This window comes from Caulobacter sp. GW821-FHT10A10, from assembly GCF_059415745.1.
The window spans coordinates 126745-139095 of the sequence record NZ_JBWKNV010000007.1 but is presented as its reverse complement, the minus strand read 5'-3'; the positions used below and the strand labels follow the sequence as shown (position 1 = coordinate 139095).

Below are 12351 nucleotides of genomic sequence, written 5' to 3'. Positions count from 1 at the left end.
TCACGGGAGGAACGACGATGGACTACGTGATGGTCGGGGGCGGCGCGCTCGCCCGGGAAATTCTCGACTGGTTCGGCCCTCAGTTCGCCAAGAGCGGCGACCGCTTCGTCGGCTATCTCGACGACGGAGACGCGCCGATGGCCGCCTTCGGCCGCGACCTGCCGTATCTGGGCAAGATCGCCGGCCATGTTCCGGCGGCCGGGGTCCTGCTGGTGATGGGCATCGGCACGCCGGCGGGCAAGGCGGCGGTCGGCAAGGCCCTGCGCGCCGCCGGCGGCAAGTTCGCCACCCTGGTCCACGACCTGGCCTTCGTCACCGCCTCGGCCAAGCTGGGCGAGGGCGTGCTGGTGGGTCCGTTCGCCAACGTCTCGTCCGACAGCAAGGTCGAGGACCTGGTCACCATCAACGGCCATTCCGGCGTCGGCCACGACGTGGTGCTGGGCGCCGGCTCGACCCTCAGCTGCCACGTCGACCTGACCGGCCGCGTGAAGGTGGGCGAGGGGGTGTTCTTCGGTTCCGGCGCGCGTGTGCTGCCGGGCGTCGCCGTCGGCGCGGACTGCACGATCGGGGCGGGGGCGGTGATCGTCCGCGACACCACGCCGGGCGCGACCTATTTCGCCGCGCCGGCCCGAAAGCTCTAGGCCAGAAAGCTCTGATGACGCCGCAGGTCGACGCGCTCTACCGCCGCTACTGGCACCTGGTCGCCCACCGCTCGGAAGTGGCCGAGCCGGGCGCCTGGCTGCGCCTGGACTGGGCGTTCGGCGACCTCCTGGTGTTCAACGACGACGGCGAGATCGGGGCTTTCGACAATGTCTGCCCGCATCGCGGGGCGCGGTTCTTCGTCGGCGACAGCGGTGTGGGACCGATGCTGTGCCCCTATCACGGCTGGCGCTATGGCGGCGGCGCGCTGAAGCCGGCCCTGGCCAAGAGCTTCGATCCCGAGGTGCTGGCCGCCCAGAAGATCGGCCGCTACCGCACCGCCTGGTGCGGCGACTTCCTGTTCGTCGGCATCGAACCCGAGCAGGACCTTCCCGATCAACTGGGCGATGCGGCGGGCAAGCTGGAGACGGTCTCGCGCCTGATCACCAGGCGGCGCGACTTCCACGCCCTGCCGTTCGAATGCGACTGGCGGGTGGCGGTCGAGAACGCGCTGGAGACCTACCACGTCAACCTGATCCACGGCGAAACCCTGGCCAGCCTGGCCATGGTCGAGAAGAGCCTCGTTATCGACGGTCCCAACCTGACCTGGGAGGGCGAGGTCACCGACAAGCGCACCCTGCGCGGCCTGTCGGCCCTGGGGCGCTATTTCGACGCCGCCGAGGCCTATCAGGGCTACTGGACCATCCACGTCTTTCCGTTCGCGATGATCTCGTCGACCTTCGGCTACTCCTACGCCGTGCAGACCTATTTCCCGGCCGGGGAAGGCCGGCGGACCCACTTCTGCACCCGCCTGCTCGACGGCCGCGTGCGGCCCGGCGCTGAGAAGGCGGTCGAGGCGTTCCTGGATTCCAGCGCCGAGATGAATCGCCGGATCTTCGACGAGGATCGCGCGATCTGCGAACGCGTCAGTCCTGCCTACGACCTGGACAAGCCAGTGCGGGCGTTCGCGCGGTCGGAGGAACGCCTGCGGCTGCTGCACGAGCGGCTGCTGAACCTGACCCCTCTCTCTTAGAGAGAGGGAGGGGCCCATCGCGAAGCGATGAGAGGGTGAGAGGTTTCATCGCTGGCAGGCCCTTGCGTATGATCAGGTGTTGATAAGTGCTTGATAAATAAGTGCATAAGTATCCTAAGCTCGCGTGATATCACGCCGCGCCCCGTTCGGAGAGTTTGTTACCTCTCACCCTCCCACGCCTACGGCGCGGGCCCCTCCCTCTCTCAAAGAGAGAGGGATCAAATGCTGTCAGGCCACTTCGCCGCGAACATCCCGAGATAGGCCTCCTCCAGCGTCCGCGTGACCAGGACCTCGTCGCGGAACGAGGCCTTGGCGAAGCCTTCCCACGTGCGGTCGCGCAAGGCCTGCAGGCTCGCCGGATCGGCTGCCGCCGCCGCGGCCTTGGCGACGTAGTCGTCCCAGCTGTCGGCGACCAGGTCGGGCAGGCCCGCGCCTTCGACGAGTTGAACCCCGATGCGGCTGTAGAAGGTCGGTCCGCGCAGGCTGATCACCGGCACGCCGCGGGCGAGGGCTTCCAGGGTGGTGGTGCCGCCGGGGCAGGGGGAGGGGTCGAGCGACAGGTCGATCCTGGCGAAGGCCTGTTCGTACTCGTCGCCCTGCGCGTGGCCCTCGTAGACCAGCCGGTCCGGGTCGACGCCATGAGCGGCGAAACGCGCCGTCGTCGCCCGTGCCAGCACCGGATCCTCGAAATAGCGGTACTTGAGCAGCAGCCGCGAGCCCGCGACGGCGAGCAGCAGCCGCGACCAGCCGGCGACCGCCTCGTCGCTCAGCTTGGACGGATTGATGAAGCTGCCGAAGGTGACAGTTCCGCTGGCCAGGCTGGGAGCGGGCGAGGGCGCCGAAGGATCGGCGCGGAAGGGGGCCGAGATCGGCTCCACCGGCCAGACGGTCTCGGTGAACAACGTCTCCATGCCGGGCGTTAGGATCGACTGCGAGTGGATAGCGAAGTCCATCGAGCGCAGGCCCGTGGTCTGCTGGTAGTTCAGCCAGGTGGCCTGCACCGGCGCGGCCCGGCGGGCGAAGATTCCCAGCCGCGAGCCCGAGGTGTGGCCCCAGGCGTCGATCAGCACGTCGATCCCGTCCTCGCGGATCAGGGCCACCGCCTCGTCGTCCTTCAGCGCGCCGATCGGGCGGACGGTCGGCTTGGCGCCCCAGTCCGTGGCGTCGGCCTCGTTCGGATAGAGGAAGATCTCGAAGCGCTCGGTGTCGTGGTGGTCGAGCAGCGGGGCCATGAACTGGCGGATCTGGCCGCTGGAGAATACGGGCGCCACATAGCCCACGCGCAGGCGGCGGCCGGCCAGCGGGGCAGGGGGCTGGGCGGGCGTCAGCACCGGCGTCTCGAAACGCTCGGCCCAGGCCCTGGCGGCCTGCGCATGCCGCGCCACGCCGTCGGCGACCATGAACAGGCTGTAGAGCTCGAACTGCTGGGCCTGTGCGCTGGTCGGCATGGCTTCCGAGAGGGCGCGGAACATGTTGTTGGCCTCCTCGGCGCGGCCCTGGTGCAGGAAGGCCAGCCCCAGAGACACCAGCGACTGCGGCTCGTCCCGACCGGCGATGATCGCCAGGCCGAAGGCGACGGAGGCGCAGGCTGGATAGTTGGCGTTGTAGAGGCGGTGGCCGGTCTGCAACGCGTACTCGCCGTCGGTCGTCAGTCGCCTGGCGTCGCCGCCGATGGCGCGGATGACCGCAAGGCCGTGGGTCAGGCGGGCGTCGTTCAGGGTCTGTGCGGCGGCGGGATCGCCGTTGGCGGCCTGGGCCGAGGCCAGCCAGTAGAGCGGCTCGGCCGTGCCCGGCACCTTGGCGACGGCGGCCTTGGCCGTGTGCAGGGCCACGGCGGCCTTTCCCGCCAGCAGGGCGTTGCGGGTGCGAAGAAGATCCTGCTCGGGCGCGGCCATGGATTGCGATCATCTCGGGCGAGACGCCGCCCCCCATGGACGAAAACGAGTCACCTAACCACCGATTGTAGCCGATCGGCCGGATCGCCAGAAAGGCGGTTCGGGCGGCTCGCTGCGCCTCAATGCGTCATCCGCGCGCCGCCCCAGACGACCGCCGGCGGCGCGGCCGCGTCGCTGGAGACGGCCACCAGCTCGAGCACCTTCACGCCCTTGATCGGCGCGCTCAGCGCCACCGGCGCGTCGCCGGCCCGCAGCGGCTTGCTGCGCGCCAGGAGGCGGCTGTCGCCATAGACGGCCAGGCGCACGCTCGCCCCGGACGCCTTCGAGGCGTCGTCGACGCCGACGCTGGCTGAGAAGCGCTGGAACTCGCCGGCGGCCAGGACCTCCAGCCGCGAATTGGCCAGCACGCCGATCCCATGGGCGAAGCGGCGACCGTTCACCGTCAGCGGCGTGCGATACGGCGAGAAATCGGCCTGGGCGCCGCCGGTGTGGCCGGCCGGACCGACCGGTCCGTCGAAGCCGTCGGCCGGCGGCGGCCACGAGGGCTCCCGCGCCACATGGATGCGGGCGGGAATTTCCGACAGCAGGACGCCGTCGGCGACCAGCGGCGCGCCCCTGACCTCGAACACCCTGGTCTCGCGCGGCGCCAGGTCGAAAGTCGCTTGGCTGGTGAAGCCCGGCGCGTCCTTGCCGGTCCAGAGGTCGCGCAGGGCCACGGGCGTGTCGGCGGCGAGCTTCATCTGCTCGTTCGTCAGGGTGATCTTCGCCGGCTGGTCGCCGCGATTGAACAGGGCCACGGCCTTGCGACCGCCGCTCAGCGTCTTGAGCAGGATCTGCACCTGGCCCTCGTGGTGGACCAGCACGGCCTGGTCGCCCAGCGGGTCCTGGTTCAAGGCCACGAGATCGGCGGCGCCCCAGATGTCGAGCAGCGCTTTCGGCGCCTGGCGCAGGTCGTAGCCGATCAGCAGCGGGGCGGCGGTCATGGCCCACAGCGCAAAGTGGCTGCGGGCCTCGGTCAGGTGGTTCTCGTCGAAGTCGCCGGCGCCGATATGGAGCATGTCCGGATCGTTCCACGCCCCGGGGCGGGCGTAGAGCGAGCGCGTCGCCACGCTGTCGAACGAGCGCAGCATCGAACTCCAGCGCGGGTTGATGTCGGGACTGGTGCGCCACAGGGCGCCGACCTCGCCGCCCCAGGCGCGCACGTCGCCTCGGCCCCAGGTGCAGATCGACAGCACGCGCTCGCCGCCATGACGCTCCATGGCGTCGGCGACCTCCTGGTACATCGCCTTGATGCGCGCGGCGTCGTCCTTGGCCGGTTCGCGGCGGACGATCAGCGGCTCGCGCGGCCGGTATCCGTTGCGGCTCACGACCGGCGCGCCGGGCGCGTAATCGGCCAGGCCGCAGGCGTCGACCTTCACATAGTCGAAGCCCCAGGTTCCGAAGAAGAGATCGATGTCCTGGTCGACATGGCCCTCCAGCCCGACCTCGCGCTCTGCCGTCGAGCCGACTGGCAGGTTCGGCGATTTCAGGTCCCAGGCCTGCGAGCAGGCGTTACGGCCGATGTCGGTATAGATCCCGGCCTTCAGGCCCATGCCGTGCAGCCGATCGACGAGGGGCTTGAAGCTGGAGTCGCCGCCGGGAACCTCGGCGCTGGGAAAGATCGCCGTACGGACCTCCAGGCGCCCGTCGCTCTGCCGGCGCCTCAGCCACCAGCCGTCGTCGAGATTGACCTGAACGTAGCCCAGCCTGGCCAGGCCGGTGTCGACCAGGGCCTGGGCCGAGCCCATGACCTTGGCCTCGTCGACCTCGGTGCGGAAAGCGTTCCAGGCGTTCCAGCCCATCGGCGGCGTGGCCGCCGCGCCCGGCTTGCGGGCCGTCCAGCGGCCTGTCGGCTCGAGGCCGCCCTGGGCTAGGGCGACGACCGGCGCGGCCAGCAGGGCCAGCGCCGCCGTCGCGGTCAGGAGCTTGCGAATGCGACGACGGGGCAGGGGGCGCATGGCGGTTTCAGGCCCCCAGCATGTTGCCGTAGCCGATCACCACCGTGGCGCCGACCAGCAGGGCGACGCCGGCCCAGACCATGTTGCGCACGGCGGGACGGGCGTCCTTCCATTCCTTGAAGGCGAAGCCCCACAGCGTGCCGAAGATGATGATGCTGGCCATGTGCAGGGTCCAGCTCGAGAAGCCGAACTTGCCCATCTGGCTCTCGCCCATGGTGTAGAAGAAGAACTGGAAGTACCAGGCCGTGCCGGCCAGGGCGCTGAGCAGGTAGTTGGCCAGCAGCGGCGGCCGGTCCGCCGATTCCTTGGCGTCGGGCGCGCGGCCGATCCACTGGCCGGCGCTGCGGTTCCTGACGATCAGGAAAGCGCACCAGACGCCGTTGGTGATCAGGCCGCCGAACATCACCAGGCACAGCACCGGCAGGCCGGTCCACAGCGGGCCGGTGCCGGCCGCCGCCGAGATCGCCTTGATCGGCTCGCCGGCCGCCAAGCCGAAGGCGAAGCAAGCGCTCATCACGCCCGAGAACACCGCCACAGCGATGCCCTTGCGGAAGTCGAACTCGGCCACGGCCGCGCGCTTTTCCTCCGGCGACAGGTCGCCGTCCTTCTTGGCGCCGGCCCAGGCCACCACGACGATGCCGGCCAGGGTCATCAGCAGGCCCAGCAGGATGATCCGGCCCGACGGCGTGGCCAGCAGGGCGTCGGCGAAGGTTCCGCGCACCAGCGGCGGGATCAGGGTGCCAAACACCGTGCACAGGCCCAGCACCACGGCCATGCCCAGCGACAGGCCCAGATACCGCATGGTCAGGCCGTATGTCAGGCCGCCGAAACCCCAGAGCACGCCGAACAGCACGCACAGGCCGACCACGTTCGGCGGAACCTGGGCCATGACGCCGAGCAGATCGTGCGTTTGCAAGGAAGCGAAGAACCACGGCGCCAGCAGCCAGGAGAACACGCCGCCAGTCAGCCAGTAGATCTCCCACGACCAGCGCCGAACGCCGCGATAGGGCACGTAGAAACTGGCCGAGGCCAAACCGCCCAGCCAATGGAAAAGGACGCCCAACAGCGGATTCAACGTCAACTCCCGTAATTTGGAACATTGTTCTAATTAATGAGATGGTCGGCGCGCCGGCCGGATCTGTCAATCGCCGCCGTGCTTATGGGCGCCATCGCGTCCTGGACTTGTAGTGGCGAGGTTTGCGACTATAGCGACGCTCGCAGCTGGAGGGGGATCGATGCCGCTCGTGATCATGACCACGCCGCAAGGACCGGTGGCGGTCAATTCCGCCGACGTGTTCTGCATCGTGCCGGAGCCGCAGACGCCGGCGGCTGACTGCGAAATCCGTTACGACGCGCCGAGAAGCGTGCTGGCGCTGCATACCGCTGACGAGGCCGCGGCACGTCTGGATGCCGATCTGCGCCGGCTGGCGGCCGCGTCGCTGGACTTCGACCATGTCTGGATCAATTCGGCGCGGGTCACGAGCGTCGTGCCGCATCCTCAGGTCGCCAGCGTCTGTTTCGTCGTCAGCGCCGCACGCAAGATCGCGGTGAAAGGCGAACTGGAAGCCGTGGTGGCGGCCCTGGGCTGACGACGGTGCGCGGAAAGCGCGGGATCGGCCTGTAATGTTATTTCTGATAATATTCCTTAGGCGATGCATATTGATGCGTCCGCTGTGGCGCATATCTAGGACTAAATTCCTATTCCCCACCGATCCTGCGGCTCAGAGCCTGGCCTGCCTCTCGCACCTGGCCTCTCAGTCGCTCCAGACGTTCGTCGTCGAGATACTGCGGGATGGTCGACAGGCTGATGGCCGCGACGATCGCGCCGGCGGCGTCGCGCACGGGCGCGGCGATGCAGACGATGGCGTCGCCGAATTCGTCGCGGTGGAAGCCCAGGCCGCGAGCGCGCGCCTGGCGCATGACGGCGCTCCATTCGGGCGTTTCGTCGGCTTCGTGAGCCGTATCGAGCATCAGCGCCTGGCCCATGGCCGTCTGGCGCAGCCGGTTGCGCGCGCCGACGCCGTGACGGACGACCAGCCGGCGCGTGCCCGGCGACTGGGCCACATAGATCACCTCGTCGCCGTCGCGCACGCCCAGATTGGCCGCGTCGCCGGTGTCGCGGGTCAGGCCCTCCAGGATCGGCTGGGCCAGCCTGGGCAGATCGACGGCGCGCGCGGCGCTGGCGCCCAGGGCGAACATCCGCGGTCCCAGCTGGTAGCCGCGATCGCCGGCGTTCAGATGACCGCGTTCGGCGAGCAGAGCCGCCAGCCGGTAGGTCGTGCTGCGGCTCAGCGACAGCCGCTCGGCGATCTGCGCCGGACTGGCGCAGCCGGCCGCCACGGCCTCGAGGATGTCGAGGCCGCGATGCAGGGTCTGGGAGAGCTTCTGGGCGCTGTCGGTCATCGGGTCGCCCTAGGCCGCCAGCGCGTTGCCGAGGCCGATGACCACGGTCGAGCCGACCAGCACGGCGATGCCGGCGATCACCAGGCCGCGCGTCTTTTTGCTGGCCGCCGCCCACTCCTTCAGGGCGAAGCCCCAGAGGGTCGAGAATATGATGATGCTGGCCATGTGCAGGGTCCAGCTGGAGAAGCCGAACCGGCCCATCTGGCTTTCCCCCATCGTGTAGAAGAAGAACTGCAGGTACCAGGCCAGGCCGCCCAGGGCGCAGAGGCCGAAGTTGAGGGCCAGCGGGGCGCCCTGCCCCCCTCCCCGGCCCAGCCATTCGCCGGCGCTGCGGTTCTTGAGGATCAGTCCGCCGCACCAGACGAGATTGGTCGTGAGGCCGCCCAGCAGCACCACGCACAGCACCGGCAGGCCTTGCCAGAGCACGCCCGTGCCGTGGGCCAGCGACAGCTTGCGGATCGGCTCGCCAGCGGCCAGGCCGAAGGCGAAGCAGGCGCTCATGATCCCGGAGAAGACGGCGACCGCCAGGCCCTTCTTCAGATTGAACTCGCCGACGGCGGCGGTCTTGGCCTCGTGCGACAGCTCGGCCTCCTTGGCCTTGCCGGCCAGGGCCACCAGCACGATGCCCAGCAGGGTGACGATCACCCCGGCCAGGATCACCCGGCCGCTGGTGTTGCTGAGCAGCTTGTCGGCGAAGGTGCCGTCGAACAGCGGCGGAACGAGCGTGCCGAATGCCGTGGTGAGACCGAGCGCCACGGCCATGCCCAGCGAAAGGCCCAGATACCGCATCGTCAGGCCGAAGGTCAGGCCGCCCAGCCCCCACAGGGCGCCGAACAGCCAGCACCAGAACAGGGTCTCGCGCGGCGCCGAGCTCAATACGACCAGAAGATCCTTGGTCTGCAGGCTGGCGAACAGCCAGGGCGCGATCAGCCAGCTGACGACGCCGCCGGTCAGCCAGAAGATCTCCCACGACCACTTCCGCACGCCCTTGTAGGGCACGTAGAAGCTGGCCGACGACAGCCCGCCCAGCCAGTGAAAGACGAGCCCGAGAAGCGGGTTGCCCATACGCGGTTACTCCTGGCGCTCGACGATCAGCTTGGCCGGCTCGAGCAGGCCCGAGGGCGACAGCGGCGCCTGCGGCGGATAGGGATCAAAGCTGGTGAAGGCCTTGGGACCGGCATAGCCCGGCTGCTTGTCGCCGATCAGACGGTTGGGCCACAGGTTCACGACCTTGACCTCGAGCCGGTTGTCGCCGGCCTTCAGGGCCTCGGTGACGTCGACCTCGAACGGCGCCTTCCAGAGCACGCCCAGGTCCTTGCCGTTGACGCTGACGCTGGCCAGGTTCTTGACCGCGCCCAGGTCGAGCACGACGTGGGCGCCCTTCCCCGCCTTCGGAGCCTTGAAGGTCGTGGCGTAGGTCGCCGTTCCGGAGAAGTAACGCACGGCCGGGTCAGTGTTGTCGGTCCAGGAGCCGGGCTTGACGTCCTTCAGGCTCGGGCCTTGCGGGAAGCTGAGCGTCCAGCCGCCGTTGATCGTGGCGGCCACGGTGCGGACCTTGGCCGGAACCACGCGCTCGGCAGGGCCCGGCTTGCGGAAAACGACGAACACCGCGTCCTTGGCGCCCAGGGTCAGCGGCACGGTCGTGCGACCGCCTTCGGACTTGTAGCTGGTCGGCGTGATCGAACCGGTATCGGCCCGCCAGATCTCGGCCTCGCGGCCGCTGGAGCGGAAGCTGACTTGGGCGGTCTTGGCGTCACCCGGGTTTGAGATGAAGTAGAGGTCGCCATCCGGCAGCTGGCGGTGCACGAAGCGCAGGCCCGCGCCGCCGTCATCGACATCAGGACCGACGCTCGCCAAGGCCGCGCCGAGGTCGGCGCTGACGCCCGCGAACACCTGGTCGGCCAGGCGCTGGAACTCGGCCGGGTCGTCCGACAGGCTGGGCGTGGCGACCGGACGCGTCCCCACGATCGGCACGCCGGCCGCCTTGAGCGCCGCCAGCTTGCGCAGCACGGGAACGGTCATCCGTGTGACCGCCGGATCGATGGCCAGCACGCGGTAGCGCATGCCGGACGGCGCGGCGACCTGGCCGTCCTTGGCGTCGACCAGGTTGACCAGGGCGTCGCCGTTGACGAAGTCGTAGGCGTGGCCGGCCGGAACGGCGGGCAACTGCTTGCCGTAGAGCTCGGTGACGTTGCCGTCCTCGCCGTAGAACCAGGCGATGTCGGCCACGAACCGGCCCTGCTGCAGCAGAAGCGAGCTGCGGCCCAGATAATCGATCCAGGGCTTGGCCTGCTCGGCCCAGGTCTCCTTGCGGGTGAACCATTGGCCGAACAGCGCCAGGGTCAGGCCAGGACCGTAGGTGTCGACCGGCTGGTGCACCGAGGTGTGCAGCACGAAGCGGTTGAGGCCGTTGGCCATCATGGCGTCCGCCACCGGCTTCAGGCGCGCCGGATCGTATGCGAAGGCCTCGCCGCCGATGGTGAAGCTCTCGGCCGCCACCAGGTTCTGGCCGTAAAGGTGCGCCACCGAAGCGCTTTCGCGCACGTCGGCGTCGTAGCTGTGCGGGTCGTTGGTCGGCGGCACGGCCGCCCAGGTGGCGCCCATCGGCACGTCGGCGGTTTTCTTGACCTGCATGCCGTCGCCGATGAAGGCCCGGCCGGTCTCGTGGGATTCGCCATAGCGCTTCATGCCGCGCTTGTGCAGGGCGTCGCTCAGCGTGCCGTAATGGGCGTCGGCGATCAGGTCGCCGATGGTCTTGCGGAAGTCCCAAAGGAAGGCGTCGCTGGCGGCGGGGCTGTCGACCACCCTCCCCGCCAGGGTCGGCAGCCAAGTCGCCAGGTCATAGCCACGGCGGGCCTTGAACTGGGCGGACATGTCCTCGGTCCAGTTCTGGGAACCGGCTTCCCAGCTGTCGGTGATCAGGGCCTGGACGCCGCGCGCGCCCATCAGCTCCTTGCCGACGGTCTTTTCGTATTCGCCGAGATAGGCGTCGGCATAGGCCTGGACGTGCGTCGCGTTCAGCTTGTCGACCTCCAGCCCCGTGCCCTCGGCCGAGGCCGGGTGGTTCTGGCGGCCGGTCAGGGAGTAGCCGAAGCGCAGGATGGTCCATTTGCCGCCCTTGGGCGGTGTCCAGTCCAGCGAGCCGTCGGGACGCAGCTTGCCGGTCAGGTCGACCACGTCGGCGCGCTTGACCACGGCCTCGGCGGCGACATCCGGCGTCGGCTGGGCGCCGAGGCCGCCGGTAGCGGCCCAGCCGCCCTTGTCGGCGAAGCGGTGCACGCGGGCGCCGGCCTCGAAGGCCACCTCGGCCAGCTTGTGGCTGGTCGGCGCCGGAATGCCGAACATGGCCGAGGCCGCATCGGCCTTGCGGGGCTGGAACACGACGCGGAAGTAGCGCGCGCTCGTCGCGGCGAAGGCCACCACCTGTTCGGGCGCGCCGTCCACCGGCAGCTGCGCCACGGTGCGGAAGACCTGGCCGTCGTCGCTGGCCTCGATGCGTCCGGCCGGGCCCGTGGCCCCGAACTCGCCGAAGCCGCCCGCCTTGCCGGCGACCAGTCGCAGGGCGCGCACGGTCTGGGGTTTGCCGTAGTCGAACTGCACCCAGCTTTCGGCGTCGGGCGCGAACGGCAGGTCGATCTGCTTGCCAAGGTCGCCGTCGGTCAGGGCCGCCGTATCGGCCGGGCCTGAGGTCGTGATCTTGGCCACGGGCGCGGCGACCGCTTCGGCCGCCGGCGTGCGGAAGGCCACCACGGCCGCGTCGCGATAGAGGCTGGGCAGCTGCCCGTGCGCGCCGCCAACGGCGCTGCCGCCGCCCGCGATGTTCTGGAACGGCCCCGTCACCGACGGCGGCGCGGCCAAGGGCGCGGCGAGTTTCTTGCCGCCCTCGACCATGGTCTCGCTCCAGACCAGCTTCTTCATCGCCGCGTCCGGCGTCACCCACGGACCGCCGCTCTCGCTCCAGCCCGGAGAGCCGGCGATGGCGAACTCGAAGCCCTGCGCATCGGCCTTCTCGACCGCGTGCTTGAAGGCCGCTCGCCACTCCGGCGTCAAGAAGACCAGGCGCTTGTCGACCACGGTCGGAGTGTGGAACGGCCCGCCTTCCGCTTCTCCGAACGAGGCGTCGAAGTTCTGCACGCCCGCTACGCCGATGCGGTTCATCCAGTCGAGATCCTTGTCGATCCCGTCCTGGGTGATGTTGCCGTTCATCCAGTGCCACCAGACGCGCGGACGCGCCTCCTTGGGCGGGTTCACGAACCCCTTGGCCAAGTCGTCCTGCCGGGCCAGGGCCGGCGATCCGGCGAGCATGGCGGCCAGGGCCGCTCCGGCGATCAGGCGGTGAGCCAAGGTCATGGGCGTGTACTCCAGGGGCGGCCGCGCGCCGGCC

General features: G+C 69.5%; 9 protein-coding genes. 3 read left to right on the top strand and 6 right to left on the bottom strand.

Annotated elements, in window-relative coordinates; translation table 11 throughout:
* Positions 1-17: 17 nt before the first annotated feature.
* Both AC07NS_RS19680 and AC07NS_RS19675 read left to right on the top strand, forming a co-directional pair.
* The gene (locus AC07NS_RS19680; protein WP_494605973.1) at positions 18-641 is read left to right on the top strand and encodes a NeuD/PglB/VioB family sugar acetyltransferase; all 624 of its coding nucleotides are present in this window, start codon (positions 18-20) and stop codon (positions 639-641) included.
* Between the two features lie 14 nt (positions 642-655).
* Positions 656-1672, top strand: a complete 1017-nt coding sequence (locus AC07NS_RS19675) for an aromatic ring-hydroxylating oxygenase subunit alpha (RefSeq protein WP_494605971.1) — start codon at positions 656-658, stop codon at positions 1670-1672.
* A 218-nt stretch (positions 1673-1890) separates the two neighbouring features.
* Here the strand turns inward: AC07NS_RS19675 and AC07NS_RS19670 are convergent, their stop codons facing one another.
* The 3 genes from AC07NS_RS19670 to rhaT (AC07NS_RS19660) all read right to left on the bottom strand — a co-directional run bounded on the left by AC07NS_RS19670 (position 1891) and on the right by rhaT (AC07NS_RS19660) (position 6639).
* Positions 1891-3567 carry an O-linked N-acetylglucosamine transferase, SPINDLY family protein gene (locus AC07NS_RS19670; RefSeq protein ID WP_494605969.1) on the bottom strand — a complete coding sequence of 559 codons (1677 nt, stop codon included), beginning with the start codon at positions 3565-3567 and terminating at the stop codon, positions 1891-1893.
* A gap of 119 nt (positions 3568-3686) precedes the next feature.
* Complete coding sequence (locus AC07NS_RS19665; RefSeq protein ID WP_494605967.1) at positions 3687-5564, bottom strand: NPCBM/NEW2 domain-containing protein; 1878 nt, start codon at positions 5562-5564, stop codon at positions 3687-3689.
* Between the two features lie 7 nt (positions 5565-5571).
* On the bottom strand, positions 5572-6639 hold the full coding sequence (gene rhaT, locus AC07NS_RS19660; RefSeq protein ID WP_494605966.1) for an L-rhamnose/proton symporter RhaT: 1068 nt from the start codon (positions 6637-6639) through the stop codon (positions 5572-5574).
* A gap of 160 nt (positions 6640-6799) precedes the next feature.
* Between rhaT (AC07NS_RS19660) and AC07NS_RS19655 the strand changes: the two genes are divergently transcribed.
* Complete coding sequence (locus AC07NS_RS19655; RefSeq protein WP_494605965.1) at positions 6800-7153, top strand: hypothetical protein; 354 nt, start codon at positions 6800-6802, stop codon at positions 7151-7153.
* A gap of 109 nt (positions 7154-7262) precedes the next feature.
* Here the strand turns inward: AC07NS_RS19655 and AC07NS_RS19650 are convergent, their stop codons facing one another.
* Genes AC07NS_RS19650 through AC07NS_RS19640 form a run of 3 tightly spaced genes read right to left on the bottom strand, consistent with a single transcriptional unit; the run spans position 7263 to position 12317 of the window.
* Positions 7263-7967, bottom strand: a complete 705-nt coding sequence (locus AC07NS_RS19650; protein WP_494605963.1) for an IclR family transcriptional regulator — start codon at positions 7965-7967, stop codon at positions 7263-7265.
* 9 nt (positions 7968-7976) lie between these two features.
* Positions 7977-9032, bottom strand: coding sequence for an L-rhamnose/proton symporter RhaT (gene rhaT, locus AC07NS_RS19645; protein WP_494605962.1), 1056 nt, complete (start codon positions 9030-9032; stop codon positions 7977-7979).
* A 6-nt stretch (positions 9033-9038) separates the two neighbouring features.
* On the bottom strand, positions 9039-12317 hold the full coding sequence (locus AC07NS_RS19640; protein ID WP_494605961.1) for a glycosyl hydrolase: 3279 nt from the start codon (positions 12315-12317) through the stop codon (positions 9039-9041).
* Positions 12318-12351: the final 34 nt, after the last annotated feature.

Coding starts and splice junctions, on each gene's coding strand:
- AC07NS_RS19665 (WP_494605967.1), bottom strand. CDS start 5,564: ATGCGCCCCCTGCCCCGTCGTCGCATTCGCAAGCTCCTGACCGCGACG.
- AC07NS_RS19650 (WP_494605963.1), bottom strand. CDS start 7,967: ATGACCGACAGCGCCCAGAAGCTCTCCCAGACCCTGCATCGCGGCCTC.
- AC07NS_RS19640 (WP_494605961.1), bottom strand. CDS start 12,317: ATGACCTTGGCTCACCGCCTGATCGCCGGAGCGGCCCTGGCCGCCATG.
- rhaT (WP_494605962.1), bottom strand. CDS start 9,032: ATGGGCAACCCGCTTCTCGGGCTCGTCTTTCACTGGCTGGGCGGGCTG.
- AC07NS_RS19680 (WP_494605973.1), top strand. CDS start 18: ATGGACTACGTGATGGTCGGGGGCGGCGCGCTCGCCCGGGAAATTCTC.
- AC07NS_RS19670 (WP_494605969.1), bottom strand. CDS start 3,567: ATGGCCGCGCCCGAGCAGGATCTTCTTCGCACCCGCAACGCCCTGCTG.
- AC07NS_RS19655 (WP_494605965.1), top strand. CDS start 6,800: ATGCCGCTCGTGATCATGACCACGCCGCAAGGACCGGTGGCGGTCAAT.
- AC07NS_RS19675 (WP_494605971.1), top strand. CDS start 656: ATGACGCCGCAGGTCGACGCGCTCTACCGCCGCTACTGGCACCTGGTC.